We start from the raw sequence: 17,752 nt of genomic DNA on the forward strand, positions 1-17,752 counted from the left end.
GCGTCGCGAATAGACTCGTGGGATGAACCTCGCCGCGCGGATCGTCTCGGCCGCGACCGCCCCGGCACGGGTCGGGCTTGCCGCCGCGGACGCCGGCTTGACCGTCGCAACCGCTGCGGTGGGTGTGGCGAAACGAGCTTTGGGCGACGGCGGGACCACCGGAACGAACGCCATGACGTCCATGCTGGGTATCGACGACGCGATCGTTCGCGCCAACCGACTAGCCCGGCTGCTCGACGACGACGCGCCCCTGGGGCGGGCGGTGGCGCCGGACGGACCGATCGACCGGCTGCTGCGCCCCGGCGGGGTGGTCGACATGCTGACGTCGGAGGGCGGTCTGCTTGACCGCCTCACCGCGGAGGGTGGAGGCCTGCACCGCACCCTGCAGCCCGGCGGGCTGGCCGATCAACTTGTCTCCGAGGACGGGTTGATCGAACGGCTGCTGGCCGAGGATGGCCTGGCCGATCGGCTGCTCAGCGACGGCGGCCTGGTGGACAAGCTGACGGCGAAACATGGACCACTCGACCAGCTCGCCGACGTCGCCGACACCCTGGCGCGGCTGACGCCCGGAATGGAGGCGCTCGAGCCCGCCATCGCCACCCTGCAGGACGCCGTCGTCGCGCTCACCATGGTGGTCAACCCCCTGAGCAACATCGCCGACCGCATCCCGCTGCCCGGTCGCCGGCGTACCTCGTCCCGGGTGGTGCGCTCAACGCGCGTGATCAATAGCGACGAGTGACCGATTAAGCTTGGACCGGTTTGACCCCGCCTCCTTAGCTCAGTGGTAGAGCACTCGCCTTGTAAGCGAGCGGTCGTCAGTTCAATCCTGACAGGGGGCTCGCATTCGGTGGAGGCGATGACCCGGGTTATGGGTGGCCTGGGATGCCTTCCAGATCTCCCTGGATATCTTGCAGGTTCCCTTGGATGCCTTGCAGTTTTCCTTCGATGGCCTGCAGATCGGACAGGGCATTCTGATAGGCCGGCAACATCTCGCCCGGGCCGGCAGGTTGAGACTGAGGGCAATACGCGACGATGGCGCCCGCGGTGACTTCGACGCTTTGGTTGGCATCCCATATCGACGACCGTTGCACGAATTGGACCGCGTCCGCGAAATTGTGTTGTCGCGTCAGGAAGTCGCACACCGCGTGCCCCTGGGTCATCGCGTATTCCTGGCTGGGCATTGGCACGCCTTCGTGCTTCAACGCACCGATGAACGCGGCGTCGGCCATATCGATGCGCGGAGGCGGTGCTTTCGGTGCAATTCGACTGGGTGGCGGCGCGACCGACGGCGGACCTTCCGCCGACTGCGCCGACGAATCCTGTTGGCGGGCCGCGAACATCACCACCACCGCGGCGACGACTGCCACCAGGGATAGCGGCAACGCCGCGAAAAGGCCCAACCGGCGCAGCGCACCCTTACGCCGACGGGGCGCGGTGCCGGTTTTGGTGCCCCGCGGCCAGGTGTCCGCGACAACCCCGGTCGCGGGCGTTTGCACCGCGTGGGTTGGCGAGGCCCCCGCGGTCTGGGCCAGGAGCTCGTCGAGCAGCTCGTCGGCCTCCCGGGCCGACGGCTGACCGCCCTGCTCGCGGACCGATCGGCGGCTAAGGGCGATGCGCCGCAATTCTGAGTCGATCGTCTCGCGGTCGCGCATATCAACAGTCTGCGAGTGTCACGACAATGTCACAAGTCCCGTTAGTCGGGGTGGCACTGCCGGCGGATGGCGGCGAACACGCCCGCTTGCGTTCCCTGCCCGCCCGCGGACATGAGCTCAGCCGGCTTGCCGTCGTCGGCGCACCGCGTCAAGGGGCGTTGCCACCGCGCCCGGCACCGCATTCGAACGCGACAGACGAGCTAGCCTCGAATTCGTTGAATCATGCCCTGCGGCACGGGTATTGGATACTCTAGAACCGATTGGCCGCTCGTCAGCGCCTGGGTCATGAAAAGTACTCTGTCGCAGTGGATTAGAGGCCTTAGCTGCCGCACGTGCTACGCTGGCCGTGGATGCCCGTCGGCATCCGTTCAAAATGAGAGAAGTTGAAGGTATGACACAGGGAACTGTGAAATGGTTTAACAGCGAAAAAGGCTTCGGTTTTATCGCTCCGGACGGCGGCGCAGCAGATGTGTTCGTCCATTACTCGGAAATCCAGGGTAACGGCTACAGGTCGCTCGAGGAGAACCAACGAGTTGAGTTCAACATCGAGCAGGGGGCCAAGGGCCCGCAGGCAGTCGGAGTGACCTCCGTCTAGCGCGACGCTCTACCCCGTGTGGGCTGGTGGGTGATTCCCGCCAGCCCACATCGCGTTGAGGGGTTCATTGACTACTCGGAGCACACCCGGGCGGTCGGGCGGGGATCAAGATTTGTGGCTTCGGGGCTGATCAGCGCCGCCAGCCACCCGGCGCGACTCCTCCGCTCGCAATGGCGTGTAGATTGGTGACAGCAGTTCCCGTTCGCAACTGCCCGTAGCCATCTTCTTGTGCACATGAGCACATCTACGAATTGCTCGCCCTTCGCTCCACACGCTCACGTTTGGGCCGAAGCCAAACCAATCAAGGACCCCGCTTTATGACATCGTCCGACCTGTTTTCGCATCGCTACGAGCCCGAGGTCGTCTCACCCACCGCTCGCGATGGCGAACCGGTGCAACTTCCGATCTTCTCCGACCGCCCCAACAGCGATTCCGCCGCTACCAAGCCATCCTGAATTCCTTGACCGCGGTCCGGCACCGGACGATCGTCGGTTAGCGCATTGATGTCCTGCGGTCAGATGGGAAAGACTGTCCGGAGCAATCGACGGAAGTAACCACCGTGAGACATAACCGTGTAGTCGCTGCTGCCGCGCCGCCGTTCCTCGGCGCGGTGATGTTCGCGGTTGTCGGCTGTTCGGCGTCGGCGACGCCACCCGCCGCAACAAAGTTGACCGCATCCGCGGCCGCTACCCCACTCGCCTCGAGAACCGTTGCCGCAGCACCGAACCCGCCCCTCGGCGCGCAACCCCAACTGGCGTCGGACCCGGCGCAGATGGCCGACGACCTCGTCGCCGACGAGCGCGCGCTGCGTGACCCGTCGACACCGGAGCCGGCACTGGTGGCGGCGGCGCACCGCGAGCAGGCCGCGTATCGGGCCATCGCGCGACACCCCGAGTGGGACTCGATCGCGCGGCCCCGCATCCCGGCGGAGCTAGTCGACGTCTACGACCGCAACCTCGATGCCCGTCGGCAGCTGCAGGCGATGACACCCGCGAAAGACACCCTGCCCGCCTGGCACATCGAGCCGCCCGTCCCCGCCGACGAACTGATGAACGATTACCACGCGGCGGAAGCGGAGACCGGCGTCGGGTGGAACTACCTGGCCGCGATCAACCTTGTCGAGACCCGCTTCGGCAGCATCCACGGCGCGAGCACCGCCGGCGCGCAGGGCCCGATGCAGTTCCTGCCGTCGACGTTCGCCAGCTACGGCCAGGGCGGCGATATCAACTCGCCGCGCGACAGCATCATGGCGGCGGGACGCTTCCTCGCCGCCAACGGCTTCGCCAACGATCCCGCTCACGCCATCTACGGCTACAACCACGCGCACCAATACGTCCAGGCGGTCGACCAATACGCCACACTGATCGCCGCCGATCCGGCCGCGTTTCCCACCTACTACCGGTGGGACGTCTATTACGTCACCACCGCCGGCGACGTGTTGCTCCCCGTCGGCTACGCCGCGCCCTCACCGATCCCCGTCGGGGACTACCTGGCCACTCATCCGCAGTAGCCCGCGCGATCAGAGGTACTTCAGGGCGATGTCCTGCAGGTGCGACCGCACATCTTGCCCCGTGGCCTTCTCCAGCTTGATCCCCAGTTCGCCCGCGAGGTTGACGAAGCCCATCAACAGCATGATTTCTCCATCGGGCTCATCGATGACGTTCTCGACGAGCCGGCTCCAGGCGAATTCGTTGCCGCTGTCGGACGTCCATGCCGTCATCACGTCGATGGCCCGGCGGACGTTCTCTCGCACATCCATTCCCGGAGCCTGCCACGGCGAGCGGATTGCCGCGCGCCAACGGGGGCTGCTACCTGTCACGGCAGAACGCGTAACCCCCACCTGTCCAGCAGTGGATCGATGAGGGTGAAGTAGGTCGTGTAGTCGTCACCATCGGGCGAAGACATCAACAGGCCCACCGCACTGACGGTGCCGTCGCCGTTCTTCACATACCCCGGACTACCGCTATCGCCGTTGAGGCTGAACACGCTGGCCTCGACAACGCCACCATCGACATGCCTGACGGCACCACACGTCTCACCGGTGACCGCACCCAATTTGCAAAACGGCATACCCACGCGAATCTGGTTCCTGCTCAAGACATCCCGGACCACATACCTACCACCGACATCACCCGTCGGCGCACCCACGCTCGGGCCAAGGAGGATGATCGCGGCGTCCCTTGTGTCGCCCTCCTTCTCGCTGGCGGCGATCTTCCCCAGCGGCACGTCGTCCCCGTACGTCCACAATGAACCGTCGTGGGCGTCGCAGTGGCCGCTGGTCATCAGGTAATAGCTGCCGTCGTCACCCTGGGCCGCGAAACCCGATGTGCACGAGCTGTTTTCGGCTTCGACCTTGATGCCCGGAGTCACCCCGGCATCCGCCCGCGCCGGGTTCGCCGGCATCGTCGCGGTGACGATCAGCGCACCCACCAAGCCCCACCCTCGCAACCACCGCATGGCCACGCCGCCTCTCTTGATGTGTCGGGCAGCATGCTAACAGCGCGAGCAGGTTTCAGCCGCCCGCGCGCCGAGTCCGGGCCCACCGGCGTCGGCAACCGAAGCGCGACCAACCGTTTAGCAACCGCCTTGGCGGACGGAGGCTTCGCCCTCGACATACGGACGATCAGTCGCCGACATGCCGGGCAAGGAAGTTCAGCACGGCGTCGGCGAAGATGTCGTTGCGATCGCCGGCGACCATGTGCCCCGCACCGCGCACATCGGTGAACTCGACCTGCGGAAAGCGCGTCAGGAATTCGTCGGCGCGTTCCTGGCTGACGAGGTCGCTCATCTGGCCGCGAATCAACAGCATCGGCACGCCACCGCGCAGGATCGCGTCGACGGCGGCGTGCATGCGGTCGGGGTCGGTGACCTCGAAGGGGGGAAACGCGGCGGTCCCACTGATGAACTGGGGATCCCAGTGCCAGTACCAGCGATCGCCACGGCGGCGCAGGTTGGTGGTCAGGCCATCCAGGTCGGTTGGCCGCGGCCGGTGCGGGTTGTACTCGGCGATCGCGTCAGCGACCTCGTCGAGCGAGGCGAACCCCGATTCCACCCGCTCGGACATGAAGGCGTGTATCCGGTTCGCCCCGGACTGGTCCATGTTCGGCACGATGTCGACCAACACGACCGCGCTGGCGATGCCCGGGCAGAGCTCGCCGGCGAGCAGCATCGAGGTGAACCCGCCCAGCGAGGCGCCGACCAGCACCGGCTGCGGGGGCAGCGTGGCCAGCACTTCCTGGACGTCACCGGCGAAGCTGACGACGCGGTAGTCGCCGTCGTCGGACCAGTCGGATTCGCCGTGGCCGCGCAGGTCGACGGTGACGGCCTGCCAGCCACGCTGGGCGACGGCGGCGGCGGCCTTGCCCCACGAACGGCGGGTCTGCCCGCCGCCGTGCAGGAACACCACGGCGCGCGCTTGCGGATCGCCCAGCCGGTCCGCGACGATGCGCACGCCGCCGGGTCCCTGGATCGAAAACGGTTCAACTGCCATGGGCATCAGGTGATACTAAGCCGCCTCGGCGGCGGCCCGGCGCCGAAGCGGCTCCAATACGATGCAGCGGAGCGTCCGGAGGAGAAACCGATGCAGCTTGACGAGTACATGTCCTTGGATGCGACCGCGCTGGCCGAACTGGTCGAGCGCAGGCAGGTCACCCCGCCCGAGCTCCTCGCGTTGGCACGACAACGAGCGGACGCGGTCAATCCGCGGCTGAACGCGATCGTCCGGCACCTCGGCGACGTCGCGGACCGCCAGGCCACCGACCCGAACCTGCGCGGGCCGTTCGCCGGCGTGCCCTTCGTGATCAAAGACCTCGCCCAGGAGTACCGCGGCTTTCCGACCTCCAGCGGTTCCCGGTCGCTGGCCAACGACGTGGCCGACCGGCATGCCCTGGTCACTCAGCGATTCCTGGACGCGGGTCTGGTGATCTTCGCCATGACCAACACCCCCGAGTTCGGGGCCAAGGGCGTGACGGAATCGGATTACTGGGGGCCGGCGCGCAACCCGTGGAACACCGGGCACACTCCCGGCGGCTCATCGGGCGGATCCGGGGCGGCGGTGGCGGCCGGGATCGTTCCGGCGGCCGGGGCCAACGACGGCGGCGGATCGATCCGCATCCCCGCCGCGTGCAACGGGCTGGTGGGCCTCAAGCTGAGCCGGGGGCTGTCGCCCTACGGCCCGCAGATCGGCGAGCCGATGTTCGGGATGGTGACCCAGGGCGTCGTGTCGCGCACCGTGCGTGACAGCGCCGCGCTCTGCGACGCGATTATCGGCCGCAACACGCATGCCGCCTACGAAGTCGCCCTGCCCTCAGGCTCTTTCGCCGATCACATCAAGCGTCGTCCGGGCACGCTACGGATCGGGTACTCGTGGTCCTCGGCGATCAACCAACATCCCGACCGGGAAGCCGTCGCGGCGGTGGAACGGGCGGCGGCGCTGCTGCGCGATCTGGGACACCGGGTCGAGGAGGTTGCGCCCCCGTACGACGACGCCGCCTTGGCGCGGGACTTTCTCACCATCTGGTTCGCGCAGCTCTACTATCACGTCGCCGACGCCAGACAACGCACCGGCGCCCGCGACAGTGATTTCGAGGCCGACACGCTGGCCGTGAGCGAACTCGCCAGGGCCAGCGGCGTTCTCGCGCCCATTTTTGCGTTGGAGAACAGGAACAACCACATCCGATCCCTGGCCACGTTCCACGAAAGCTTCGACTGCCTGCTCACCCCCACCCTGGCCACCCCGCCCCTTCGCGTCGGTGCCACGGCAACCTCGCGCCCGCTACAACGGATGGCCCGCATCGCCAGCAAGCTGCGTGCGGGAAAGGTCATGGCGCGCAGCGGGATTCTCGATCAACTGGTCCAGGAAAGTCTCGGTTGGGTGCCGTACACGCAACTCGCCAACATCACCGGACGCCCAGCGATCAGCGTGCCATTGCACTGGACAGACGGCGGGCTTCCCCTTGGTGTGCAGTTGGTGGGGCGGCTGGGCGGGGACGGCGACCTCCTCCAGTTGGCCGCCCAGCTCGAAGAAGCGAGCCCGTGGGTTCAGCGGTATCCGGCGCCCGCGTGACTAACCCGGTGCGCCGGGCCCTAGACGGTTTCGTCGCCTTCCTCAGCACGCATCCTTAACCTCCGGTCCTAGCCGAGATCTTTTGTCCGCGACCTACGCTCGGACGGCTCCGGCGGCGTCAGACGTCCCGGAGGCCTACCCGCAGACCCCGGGGACCAAGACGCCGAGCGCCGACGCTCAGGACACCGGTTGCTTGCTGGCCTTGATCGGCGCGGCGCTCGGCGGCAGCTGGAGCAGGTTGCCGCGCAGGCTTCCCCGCGCGGTGCGCGCGGCGACCAGCACCCAGGTGAACAACAGCCCGGCGTACGCGATGGCCGCGGCCACCCGGAAGGCGGGCAGGTGGCTATGCCCGGCGAGCTGGGAGGTTCCGGTGACGAACGTTCCGACCGGGAAGGTCAGGCTCCACCACGTCAGGGCGAACGGCATGCCGCGCCGCAGTGTGCGCACGGTCAGCGCGGTGGCCAGCGCGATCCACAACACCGCGAACCCCCACACCGGGACCCCGTAGAGGATGGCGAAGCCATTCATGTCCTCGGCCAGCTCGCGGTCGACGGCGAGTCCGGCGGTGGCACCCAAAAGACCTGCGGCGGTGATGGATTGGCCGAGTGGGCCCAACACGATCCACAGCGTGGGCACGCGCGCGGTGCCCGATGTGCCATACAGCGTCAGGCGCGCCCAGATCATGGCGATGATGTTCAGGGAGGCCAGCAAGGAGAGCCCGAACATCGCGTAGCAGCCGAAGAGCAAGTTCTCGCGCCCGGCGCCCGCCGACATATGTGGCAGCAGCAGCGCGCCCGTGGCAGCGCTCACCATGGGCGGAACCACCGGCATCAGCCAGCCACCGAACGCCGCGTCGGGCTCGACATTGTGCTGGGTGAACATCAAGAACGGAATGCTCACCGCGGTGAACAGCCCGCCCAGCGTCCCCCCGGTCCACAGCACCCAATCCAGGTCGACGGCGATGCGCTCACCGAGCAGGTCCCTTCCGACCAGCACCGCTCCGCCCCCCACGGTCATCAACGCCATGGGCGCCGCGCCGTAGAAGTGCGCCATCTGCGGATTACGCGCGTGACTGCGCGCCACTGTGGGGTGGCGCAACCAGGGACCACCAACCAGGACGATCAGCGCCACGAGCAGGACGGCGGCGATCACCCAGACGACTTGGGCGAATGCGCGCAACCCCGCAACGTGCACCGGCAGGGTGGCACCGGCGATCGCGACGATTCCGGTGCCCATCACCGAGGCGAACCAGTTGGGCCCGATGTTGCCCAGTACCTCGACCCGGGTCTGCGGCGGCGCGCCGTCCGGGCTTGCAGTGGTCATAGCCGAGACACCCTACTGCGCCTGGGTGAACCTGGGGCGGCGTGCCGCTTACACTCCAGCGGTGACGCATCCGGCGCCGACGACCAGGCAGGCATTGAGCAGAGTCCCGGTGATGGTCGGCGTCGCCGTGGTGGTGGTGCTGGCCGTTCTCGCGATACCCGTCAAGCAGCGATGCGGGGCCCCGGGCTTGTCGTGTGCCACGGCGGTGGACCGCGAGGGCAACGTTCACTACTTCTACGAGGTCGAGCCGCTCGGCGTGTACTTCGCCGAGGTCATGACCGGTTCGAATATCACCATTTTCTACGAATCGGGCGAGGACCTGGTCAAAGCCCGGTAGCCGTCATATCGGCTCGGTAACAAGTTCGAGGCGGTCTCGCCGGCCGTGTGACCTTGTCGATACCGCCGCGCGACGCCGGAGTAAGAAAGCGCTGGTCAGGGGTGAATTAGTGTGCTGAGATCGGGTCCGGCACGGGGGGCCGGGCCCGCCCGGGAGCCGTTCTCGATTGGGGGCTTCACAGCAAGCTAACGCATACTTGACACCATGCTTGAAGCGACATCGCCGCAAACCGCCAGCGCGGTGCCTGGTGATGCGCTGGGTGTGGGCAGAGGTTTGTGATGGCCCGCTCGGGCGGCGCCCATCGCCGTCATCGAGCCGTTCGTCAACCCTCACGATTCCGCAAAGGGCTGACGCGTACCTTGGGCGCCCTCGTCTCGGTGGCAGCGATCGGGTTGACCGGGGCGGGCTACTACGTGGCCCACGGCGCGCTGGGCGGTATCACGGTTTCGAACGCCCTGCTGCCCGACGACCCGCGGTCCAGCGGCGACGATATGAACATCCTGCTGATCGGGCTGGACTCGCGTAAAGATCAAGACGGCAACGACCTGCCCTGGTCGATCTTGAAGCATTTGCACGCCGGCGATTCCGATGACGGCGGCTACAACACCAACACGCTGATCCTCGTGCACGTCAGTGCCGACAACAAGGTCGTCGCCTTCTCGATCCCACGCGACGACTGGGTGCCCTTCACCGGGGTTCCCGGCTACAACCACATCAAGATCAAAGAGGCGTACGGCCTCACCAAGCAGTACGTCGCGCAAAAGCTCGCCAATCAGGGCGTCAGCAGTCAAAAGGAACTCGAGACCAAGGGCCGCGAGGCTGGGCGGGCCGCGACGCTGCGCGCGGTGCGAAACCTGACCGGCGTTCCCATCGACTACTTCGCCGAAGTCAACCTGGCCGGCTTCTACGACCTGACCCAAACCCTGGGCGGGGTGGAGGTCTGCCTGAACCATCCCGTCTACGACTCGTACTCCGGTGCCGACTTCCCGGCCGGGCGGCAGACGTTGGACGCCTCCGAGGCCTTGTCATTTGTCCGCCAGCGCCACGGCCTGGAAAACGGGGACCTGGACCGCACCCATCGGCAGCAGGCATTCATTTCGTCGGTCATGCACGAGCTGCAGGCCGCAGGCACCTTCACCAACCTGGACAAGCTCAAGAGCCTCATGGCGGTGGCGCGCAAGGATGTGGTGCTGTCGGCCGGTTGGGACGAGGAGATGATCCAGCGGCTGGGTTCGCTGGCCTCCGGCGGCCAGGTCGAGTTCCGGACGCTGCCGGTGGTGCGCTACGACAACATCGACGGCCAGGACGTCAACATCATCGACCCGGCGGCGATCAAGGCCGAGGTGGCCACGGCGATCGGCGCCTCCCCCACCACCACGGCACCCGCCACCACGGCCGCCAAGCCGAGTCCGTCGACGATCGTCGATGTGGTCAATGCCGGCAGCACGAGCGGACTCGCGACCGAGGTGTCCCGCGCCCTGCAAAACCATGGCTACACCACCGGTCAGACCCGCGACCGCAATTCTGGCGAACCGACCGAGAGCACGGTCGCGTACGGCGTCGGTGCGCAAACCGACGCGAGTAACGTGGCCAAACTGCTCGGCCTCGACGCGCCCAGCCGGCCCGATCCCAGCGTCCAGCCCGGACACATCAGGGTGACCGTGGACACTAATTTCACGGTCTCGATGGTCGACGACGGCACGGGGGAAACGCCGACGACCACAACGTCCAGCAAGGCCAAGCCGTATTACTACAACGGCACCACCACCACCTATCCGACACCCGATCAGGGGAAGCCGATCGACGGCGGCGGCGTGCCGTGCGTTAACTAGCCAGCGGCGATCGCAAGCGCGGCGAAGCCGGGCGCCGCGGGTCGCCGCCATCAGGCCAGCGGCGATCGCAAGCGCGGCGAAGCCGGGCGCCGCCCTTCACCTAAGCGTGCGTTCCGCCGTCGATGCGGATTTCGGTCCCGGTGATGAACGCGCCGTCCTCGGACACCAGCATGGCGATCACCCCGGCGACCACGGACGGGTCCGCCATCCCGGCGCCGCTGGACTCCACCGTGGTCGGCAGGATCGGCATCAACCTCGAAAAGAGCGTCCAGTCGGCGTCTTTCGGGATGTAGCCGCCGGTCGCGTCGGTGATGCCGGACTTGATGCTGCCCGGTGCCACACACACCGCGCGCAGGCCCTGGTGCGCGTATTCGAGCGCGAGCGAATGGGTAAAGGCCTGGATTCCACCCTTGCTCGCCGCGTACGCCGCCATGTAGGGATGGCCGAAAGAGGCCGACGTCGAACTGAAGTTGACGATCGCGCTGCGGGAATTCGCTAGCAACGCCGGAAGCGCTTCTCGGACAACGACAAACGTGCCGGTCAGGTTGACGCCGACGATCTGGTTCCACAGCTCCAGGGTGGTCTCGTGGGTGTGCGCGGCGCGCAGGATGCCTGCGGCGTTGACCAACGAATCCAGGCCGCCGAGCGTTTCGACGGCCAGGCGCACGCCGCCGATCACCGAGTCCTCGTTGCCCACGTCCATCGGCACGGTGGTGAGGCGCTCGGCGGTCCCGTCCTCGCCGGCGCGGGACCGCGTGGCGTCCAGGCCATCCTCCGCGACGTCGGAGGCCACGACGGTCGCGCCCTCGTCGAGCAGGCGCAGCGCGGTCGCCTGCCCGATCCCCGACGCGGCGCCGGTCACCAGGATCCGCTTGCCCTCGAGTCGCTTCATCCGCCGCTCCCGTCACTAGGTGCCCATCATCGTAAGGAGCGGCCCATGCGGATCTTTGGAAAGGCGGGAGAAAGGGCACAGTGGAGGCATGGACATCGGATTCATCGGCCTGGGAAAGATGGGCCGGGGCATGGCCGCGAACCTCGTCAAGGCGGGCCACCACGTCACCGTCTACAACCGCTCCCCCGACAAGGCGGAGGCGCTCGTGCAGGAGGGCGCAGCGGCGGCACAGACCGTCGCCGACGCGTGCAACGCCGAGGTCGTCTTCACCATGCTGGCCGACGACCGGGCCGTCGAGGGCGTGGTTTTCGAGCAGGGCGGCATCGTCGCTGCACTGGCGCCCGGCGCCACGCACGTCTCGTCGAGCACCATCAGCGTCGCCCTCTCCGAGCGCCTGGCGGCCGCGCACGCCGGGGCCGGTCAGCGGTATGCCGCGGCGCCGGTGTTCGGCAGGCCCGAGGCGGCCGCGGCCGCAAAGCTTTTCGTGGTCGCCGCGGGTGAGCCGCAGGTGCTGCAGCCGCTGTTCGGGTTGTTCGACGCGATCGGGCAGCGGACCTTCGTGGTGTCCGAGCGGCCACACACCGCCAACCTGGTGAAGCTGAGCGGCAACTTTCTGATCGCATCCGCCATCGAATCCATCAGCGAGGCCGCGGCTTTGGTCGCCAAGGACGGCATCGACAAACAGCAGTACGTCGACATCCTCACCTCGACGTTGTTCGCCGCCCCGGCCTATCAGACCTATGGCGGCCTGATCGCGCGCCAGGAGTTCGAGCCGGCCGGCATGGCGGCGACCTTGGGGCTCAAGGACGTCCGGCTGGTGCTCGCCGCCGCGGAGCAGCTTCAGGTACCGCTGCCGGTGGCCAGCGTGCTGCGCGACCGCCTGCTCACGCTCGTGGCAACGGGTGGCGGGCACCTGGACTGGTCGGCGCTCGCCACGCTCGCCGACCGGGACGCCGGCTTGGCGTCAGACGACTCCGCGTAGCCCGTCGGCGCCGAACGCGGGTTCCAGCATCGCGGAATAGTCCGGGCCGCGCCGCAGCATCAGCCCGCCGTCGACGTTGATGACCTGCCCGGTGATGTAGCAGGCCGCGTCGCTGAGCAGGAACATCGCCAGATTGGCGACGTCCTCGACCTCGCCGGGCCGGGGCAGCGGCGTGCACTCCCGGTAGTCTTCGCTGACCGCCGGGACGGCGAACACCGGCGCGACCAGATCCGTGCGGATCAGGCCCGGCCGGATGCTGTTGACCCGCACCCAGGACGGGCCGAGCTCGTCGGCGGCCAACTGCATCATGTGGTCGACGGCCGACTTGCTGACCCCATAGGCGCCGAACCACCGGTGGGTATTGCTGGCCGCGATCGACGAGATGCCCACGAACGAACCGCCGCCGCCCCGCACCAGCTCGCGCGCGACGTGCTTGAGCACATACATGGTGCCGTTGACGTTCAGGTCGACGGTGCGCCGCCAGGCTTCCGAGTCGATCTGAGTGACGGGCCCGATGGTTTCCGAGCCGCCCGCGCAATGCACCGCCCCGTGGAGTTGGCCGTGCCAGGCCGTCGCGGCGCCCACCGCGTGAGCGGCCTCCTCTTCGTTGGTGACGTCGGTCGGCTCGTAGCGAATGGAGCCGCCGCCCCCGAGGGCTTCGATCTCGCTCACGGCCCCCGCCAGCCGGTCAGGGTTGCGGCCGACGATCATGACCGAGGCGCCGGCTGCGACAAGCCCGGCGGCCACACCCTTGCCGATTCCGCTGCCACCGCCGGTGACCAGATAGGTCCGTTTTTCGAAGGAAAGCTGCACTCGGTCTCCTTACCCTGTGACGCCGGACGTCGAGTTGTTGCGGCGAATCAAGGGTATTTTCCGCAACAACTCCACGTTCGGCGGGGAGTCACGGCGTATCGCGGGGAGTCACGGCGTATCGCGGCGAGCCACCTGCGTCGGCTTGGCGCTGCGCCAGTCCTCGACGTCGGGCGGCAGGCCGACCGCGTACCTGTTCTCGTTGTGGGCCGCCCAGTGCGCATGCCCCAACTCGTGGATGTGGAACGCGTGCCGCAACGCCTCGGTGAATCCCATTGCGTCGGAGGCGGCGTTGACCGAGTCCTTGACGAGCAGCGCGGCCATCGTGGGCCGGTCGGCGATGCGCCGGGCGAACTCCAGTGTCTTTTCGGCCAATTCGTCAACCGGGAACACCTTGGACACCATGCCAAGCCGATAGGCCTCCTCGGCGTCGAGAGCGTCTCCGGTCAGCAGCAGTTCTTTGGCTTTGCGCGGGCCGAATTCCCAAGGGTGAGCGTAATATTCGACGCCCGGCATGCCCAAGCGCACGGCGACGACATCGCTGAACTTGGCATTGTCGGCGGCCACGATCAGATCGCACGCCCAGATCAGCATCAGGCCCGCCGAGATGGCGTTGCCCTGCACCTGGGCGATGGTGATCTTGCGCAAATCCCGCCAGCGGCAGGTGTTTTGGAAGAAGTAGTGCCACTCCTGCAGGTAGATCTTCTCCGCGATCGGGTCGCGGGTCCCGCCGTTGATGCGGAAGCTGGGGAGCTGGCTGCGCTCGGCGATCGCCAGCTCCGAGCCCAGGTCGTGGCCGGCAGAGAAGTTGCGGCCGCGCGCGGCCAGGATCACCACGCGCACGGTGTCGTCGGCCTCGGCGCGCAGAAACGCCTCGTCGAGCTGGATCAGCAGGCCGCGGCTTTGCGCGTTGTGAGCGTCGGGCCGGTTCAGCCAGATCCGCGCGATGCGGCCCTCGTCGAGGGTTTCGTAGCTCACCAGCTCGTCAGCATCGGCGTTGCCCGTCTGGGCACCGGCTTGCTCGGACAGTGTCATTCGGCCCACCTCACTCGTTGTCAGGTCGATGTTTACACATTACGGCCAGTGTGTAAGCGGCTCACCGGTGGGGCCAAGCTAGACCTGATCAGCCGCGGGGGCCGTCCGGCGGCATGCCGAACGGCAGCAGGCGATGGTCACGGGTGAACGACAGGCGGACCAGCCCGAGGCCGACGACGACGGTGGTGGCCGCCACCGAGCCCAGGATCAAAAACATCACGACCGCCTGGACCAGCACGGCCTGCACCGGGTGCACGCCGGCGAGGATGAGGCCCGTCATGGCGCCCGGCAGGAAAACCAGCCCGGTGGCTTTCGTGGTTTCGATCTGGGGCGATATCGCCGACCGCAACGCGGTCCGCAGGTACGGGGAAGCGGCCTGGCGGGAGGCCTGCCCGAGGGCGAGCCTGGCTTCGACCTCGTCACGCTTGTCGCGCAACTCGTCGACCAACCGCCGCGCCACCAACACCGTGGCGGTCATCGAGTTGCCGATCATCATCCCGGCGACCGGCACCAACGTCCGCGGCTGCAGGGGGAACACCCGCAGCCCGAAAATCACGCCCAGGGTGACGACGGCCGCCGCGGTGAACGCGGCGATGGTCAGCGGCGCCAGTCTCGGCACCTCCGGGGCCCGGCGGCGGGCGATGTCCCCGGCGTAAGCGACCATGCCGGCCACCCACGCCCACGACCACCACAGGGAACGGCCGGGCTCGAACAGCAACGTCAGCGCGCCGCCCACGAGCAGCAACTGGGCCAGGGCGCGGGCGGCCGCCCACACCAACTGCCGCTCAAGGCCCAACCGCTGCCAGAGCGACACCCCCGCCGCGAGCGCCACCAGGATCAGCGACGCCGCCAGGCCCATCCAGCCAACCTGGCCGTTCATCACGCCACCGACCCGACCGGGCCAAGCCCCAGGCTGCGGCCCCGCTCGATGTGCAGAACCCGGTCGGCGGCGCGCTCGACCTGCGCCGAATCGTGGGTGACCCACAGAGCGGGGATTCCGTCGTCCGCCAGGTCACGGACGGCGCGCTCGATCACCCGCGCGGCTTCGGCGTCGACGGCCGAGGTGGGTTCATCGAGCAGCAACACCTGCGGTTGGGCCATCAGCGTGCGGGCCAGGCACATGCGCTGCGCCTCCCCGCCCGACAGCGCGGTGGCGTCGCGGTCCAGCCACGCGCCGGTCAAGGCCACCCGGGCCAAGGTGTCCCGCATCCGCGCGTCGGATGCGTCGGCGTCGGCCGCCCGCAGGTTGTCGGCCACTGTCCCCGGAAACGGCGTCGCCCGCTGGAAACACATGCCCACGCGACGGCGCAGCCACAGCGGATCGATGCCGGCGACGTCCTTGCCGTAGAACGACACCGTGCCGCTCGTGGGCACCTCGAGTCGATTGCACAGTCGAAGCAGCGTCGATTTCCCCGACCCCGACGGTCCGAAGACGGCGGTCACGCCCCGGCCCGGAATGGCGGCCGTCAGGCCGTCCAACGCCCGCACCTTCTGCCGCTCTACGACGACGTCGAGGAACTCGAACATCAAGTCCTCACCCACCTGCTCATCCTGCATCACCTACAGTTAAGTCATGGCTACGAAATCTGACCCTGGCGAGATCGGCGACGTCGAACCGCTTGCCGACAGCACGGCCAGCCAGGCCAGGCGAGTTGTCGCGGCGTATGCGAACGACGCCGACGAGTGCCGCGTTTTCCTGTCGATGCTCGGTATTGGGCCCGCAAAACTCGACGCGTAGATGGCTCCCGGGGACGGGCGGGACTCGAAGTCGCCAACCTTCGGGAATTCCGACTTCGTGGTGGTCGCCAACCGGCTGCCGGTAGACCGGGAGCGGCGTCCCGACGGCACGACCGGGTGGAAGCGCAGCCCCGGCGGGCTGGTGACGGCGCTGGAACCGCTGCTTCGCCGCCGGCGTGGCGCGTGGGTCGGCTGGGCGGGCGTCGCCGAGGAAGAGACCGATTTCGCTGACGAGCCCATCGTCCAGGAGGACCTGGAGCTTCGGCCGGTGCGGCTGAGCGCCGACGACATCGCCCAGTACTACGAGGGGTTCTCCAACGCCACGCTGTGGCCGCTGTACCACGACGTCATCGTCAAACCGATCTACCACCGCGAATGGTGGGAACGCTACGTCGAGGTCAACCGGCGCTTCGCGGAAGCCACCTCCCGCGCCGCCGCCCAGGGCGCGACCATCTGGGTGCAGGACTACCAGCTGCAGCTGGTGCCGGCGATGCTGCGCGAGCTGCGGCCCGACCTGACCATCGGGTTCTTCCTGCACATCCCGTTCCCGCCGGTGGAACTGTTCATGCAGCTGCCCTGGCGCACCGAGATCATCGAGGGCCTGCTCGGCGCCGACCTGGTGGGCTTCCACCTGGCCGGCGGCGCCCAGAACTTCCTGTTCCTGTCCCGCCGATTGATCGGCGTCAACACCTCCCGCGGCTCGGTCGGCGTGCGCGCGCGGTTCGGCGAGGTCGAGCTCGGGTCGCGCGTGGTCCGGGTGGGCGCCTTCCCCATCTCCATCGATTCCGGCTCGCTCGACCACACCGCTCGCGACCGCGACATCAGGCGCCGCGCCCGCGAGATCCGGGCCGAGCTGGGCAACCCCCGCAAGGTGCTGCTGGGCGTCGACCGGCTCGACTACACCAAGGGCATCGACGTTCGGCTGAAGGCCTTCTCGGAGCTGCTCGCGGAGGGGCGCGCGAAACGCGACGACACCGTGCTGGTCCAGCTCGCGACGCCGAGCCGGGAACGCGTGGAGAGCTACCAGATTCTGCGCAACGACATCGAGCGCCAGGTGGGCCACATCAACGGCGAATACGCGGAGGTCGGTCATCCGGTGGTGCACTACTTGCACCGGCCGGTCCCCCGCAACGAATTGATCGCCTTCTTCGTGGCCGCCGACGTCATGCTGGTCACCCCGCTGCGCGACGGCATGAACCTGGTGGCCAAGGAGTACGTCGCCTGCCGCAGCGACCTCGGCGGTGCGCTGGTCCTGTCGGAATTCACGGGGGCCGCCGCCGAGCTGCGCCAGGCCTATCTGGTCAACCCGCACGACCTCGAGGGCGTCAAGGACGCCATCGAAGCGGCACTCAACCAGACCGTCGAGGAGGGCAGGCGCCGGATGCGGTCGATGCGGCGCCAGGTGCTCGCCCACGACGTCGACCGCTGGGCGCGGTCCTTCCTGGACGCGTTGGCGGAGCCACATTCCCAGGATGCCGAGTAGACCCCGCCC

General features: G+C 67.8%; 20 protein-coding genes and 1 tRNA gene. 11 read left to right on the forward strand and 10 right to left on the reverse strand.

Annotation, left to right across the window (positions count from 1 at the left end; all coding sequences use genetic code 11):
* The first annotated feature begins 22 nt into the window (after positions 1 to 22).
* Together KXD96_RS00480 and KXD96_RS00485 are read left to right on the forward strand one after the other, a co-directional pair.
* Positions 23 to 739 (forward strand): hypothetical protein, encoded by a 717-nt coding sequence (locus tag KXD96_RS00480; RefSeq protein WP_260742251.1) that lies wholly within the window; start codon positions 23 to 25, stop codon positions 737 to 739.
* Positions 740 to 767: 28 nt separating this feature from the next.
* A tRNA-Thr gene (locus KXD96_RS00485) sits at positions 768 to 839 on the forward strand.
* A gap of 27 nt (positions 840 to 866) precedes the next feature.
* Here KXD96_RS00485 and KXD96_RS00490 read toward each other — a convergent pair.
* Entirely contained in the window at positions 867 to 1,652 is a 786-nt protein-coding gene (locus KXD96_RS00490) for a DUF732 domain-containing protein (protein ID WP_260742253.1), read from the reverse strand.
* 391 nt (positions 1,653 to 2,043) lie between these two features.
* Here KXD96_RS00490 and KXD96_RS00495 point away from each other — a divergent pair, with 391 nt between their 5' ends.
* From KXD96_RS00495 to KXD96_RS00505, 3 genes are all read left to right on the forward strand, one after another.
* A complete protein-coding gene (locus KXD96_RS00495) occupies positions 2,044 to 2,247 on the forward strand; it encodes a cold-shock protein (RefSeq protein WP_260742255.1) in 204 nt (67 codons plus the stop codon).
* A gap of 317 nt (positions 2,248 to 2,564) precedes the next feature.
* A complete protein-coding gene (locus tag KXD96_RS00500; protein WP_260742256.1) occupies positions 2,565 to 2,702 on the forward strand; it encodes a hypothetical protein in 138 nt (45 codons plus the stop codon).
* 158 nt (positions 2,703 to 2,860) lie between these two features.
* Positions 2,861 to 3,757, forward strand: coding sequence for a transglycosylase SLT domain-containing protein (locus KXD96_RS00505; RefSeq protein ID WP_260745567.1), 897 nt, complete (start codon positions 2,861 to 2,863; stop codon positions 3,755 to 3,757).
* A 9-nt stretch (positions 3,758 to 3,766) separates the two neighbouring features.
* On the opposite strand, the gene KXD96_RS00510 is transcribed toward KXD96_RS00505, so the two are convergent.
* The 3 genes from KXD96_RS00510 to KXD96_RS00520 all read right to left on the reverse strand — a co-directional run bounded on the left by KXD96_RS00510 (position 3,767) and on the right by KXD96_RS00520 (position 5,737).
* Positions 3,767 to 4,006, reverse strand: a complete 240-nt coding sequence (locus KXD96_RS00510; RefSeq protein ID WP_046185545.1) for a hypothetical protein — start codon at positions 4,004 to 4,006, stop codon at positions 3,767 to 3,769.
* A gap of 56 nt (positions 4,007 to 4,062) precedes the next feature.
* On the reverse strand, positions 4,063 to 4,710 hold the full coding sequence (locus tag KXD96_RS00515) for a S1 family peptidase (protein ID WP_260742259.1): 648 nt from the start codon (positions 4,708 to 4,710) through the stop codon (positions 4,063 to 4,065).
* A 160-nt stretch (positions 4,711 to 4,870) separates the two neighbouring features.
* Entirely contained in the window at positions 4,871 to 5,737 is an 867-nt protein-coding gene (locus KXD96_RS00520; protein WP_260745568.1) for an alpha/beta fold hydrolase, read from the reverse strand.
* Positions 5,738 to 5,827: 90 nt separating this feature from the next.
* On the opposite strand from KXD96_RS00520, the gene KXD96_RS00525 reads away from it, so the two are divergent.
* On the forward strand, positions 5,828 to 7,312 hold the full coding sequence (locus tag KXD96_RS00525; RefSeq protein ID WP_260742260.1) for an amidase: 1,485 nt from the start codon (positions 5,828 to 5,830) through the stop codon (positions 7,310 to 7,312).
* A gap of 177 nt (positions 7,313 to 7,489) precedes the next feature.
* Here the strand turns inward: KXD96_RS00525 and KXD96_RS00530 are convergent, their stop codons facing one another.
* On the reverse strand, positions 7,490 to 8,635 hold the full coding sequence (locus KXD96_RS00530; RefSeq protein ID WP_260742262.1) for a TDT family transporter: 1,146 nt from the start codon (positions 8,633 to 8,635) through the stop codon (positions 7,490 to 7,492).
* Between the two features lie 112 nt (positions 8,636 to 8,747).
* Between KXD96_RS00530 and KXD96_RS00535 the strand changes: the two genes are divergently transcribed.
* The gene (locus KXD96_RS00535; RefSeq protein WP_396878933.1) at positions 8,748 to 8,972 is read left to right on the forward strand and encodes a hypothetical protein; all 225 of its coding nucleotides are present in this window, start codon (positions 8,748 to 8,750) and stop codon (positions 8,970 to 8,972) included.
* A gap of 278 nt (positions 8,973 to 9,250) precedes the next feature.
* Positions 9,251 to 10,804, forward strand: a complete 1,554-nt coding sequence (locus KXD96_RS00540) for an LCP family protein (RefSeq protein ID WP_260742263.1) — start codon at positions 9,251 to 9,253, stop codon at positions 10,802 to 10,804.
* 100 nt (positions 10,805 to 10,904) lie between these two features.
* Here KXD96_RS00540 and KXD96_RS00550 read toward each other — a convergent pair whose 3' ends face one another.
* The gene (locus tag KXD96_RS00550; protein WP_260742264.1) at positions 10,905 to 11,696 is read right to left on the reverse strand and encodes an SDR family NAD(P)-dependent oxidoreductase; all 792 of its coding nucleotides are present in this window, start codon (positions 11,694 to 11,696) and stop codon (positions 10,905 to 10,907) included.
* Positions 11,697 to 11,784: 88 nt separating this feature from the next.
* On the opposite strand from KXD96_RS00550, the gene KXD96_RS00555 reads away from it, so the two are divergent.
* The gene (locus tag KXD96_RS00555) at positions 11,785 to 12,678 is read left to right on the forward strand and encodes an NAD(P)-dependent oxidoreductase (protein WP_260742265.1); all 894 of its coding nucleotides are present in this window, start codon (positions 11,785 to 11,787) and stop codon (positions 12,676 to 12,678) included.
* On the opposite strand, the gene KXD96_RS00560 is transcribed toward KXD96_RS00555, so the two are convergent.
* The 4 genes from KXD96_RS00560 to KXD96_RS00575 form a co-directional block, all read right to left on the reverse strand.
* Entirely contained in the window at positions 12,661 to 13,491 is an 831-nt protein-coding gene (locus KXD96_RS00560; RefSeq protein ID WP_260742266.1) for an SDR family oxidoreductase, read from the reverse strand. The genes KXD96_RS00555 and KXD96_RS00560 overlap by 18 nt on opposite strands.
* A 108-nt stretch (positions 13,492 to 13,599) precedes the next feature.
* Positions 13,600 to 14,523 (reverse strand): enoyl-CoA hydratase, encoded by a 924-nt coding sequence (locus tag KXD96_RS00565; protein ID WP_260742267.1) that lies wholly within the window; start codon positions 14,521 to 14,523, stop codon positions 13,600 to 13,602.
* An 88-nt stretch (positions 14,524 to 14,611) separates the two neighbouring features.
* A complete protein-coding gene (locus KXD96_RS00570; RefSeq protein ID WP_260742269.1) occupies positions 14,612 to 15,403 on the reverse strand; it encodes an ABC transporter permease in 792 nt (263 codons plus the stop codon).
* Positions 15,403 to 16,080 (reverse strand): phosphate ABC transporter ATP-binding protein, encoded by a 678-nt coding sequence (locus tag KXD96_RS00575; protein WP_260742271.1) that lies wholly within the window; start codon positions 16,078 to 16,080, stop codon positions 15,403 to 15,405. Before KXD96_RS00575 ends, KXD96_RS00570 begins: the two co-directional genes overlap by 1 nt.
* Before the next feature lie 16 nt (positions 16,081 to 16,096).
* Between KXD96_RS00575 and KXD96_RS00580 the strand changes: the two genes are divergently transcribed.
* Both KXD96_RS00580 and KXD96_RS00585 read left to right on the forward strand, forming a co-directional pair.
* Positions 16,097 to 16,261: a hypothetical protein gene (locus KXD96_RS00580; protein WP_260742273.1), complete on the forward strand. Its 165-nt coding sequence runs from the start codon at positions 16,097 to 16,099 to the stop codon at positions 16,259 to 16,261.
* On the forward strand, positions 16,262 to 17,743 hold the full coding sequence (locus KXD96_RS00585) for a trehalose-6-phosphate synthase (protein ID WP_260742274.1): 1,482 nt from the start codon (positions 16,262 to 16,264) through the stop codon (positions 17,741 to 17,743). It begins immediately after the preceding gene.
* Positions 17,744 to 17,752: the final 9 nt, after the last annotated feature.

It is taken from the genome of Mycobacterium sp. SMC-2, from assembly GCF_025263485.1.
Taxonomy (GTDB): domain Bacteria; phylum Actinomycetota; class Actinomycetes; order Mycobacteriales; family Mycobacteriaceae; genus Mycobacterium.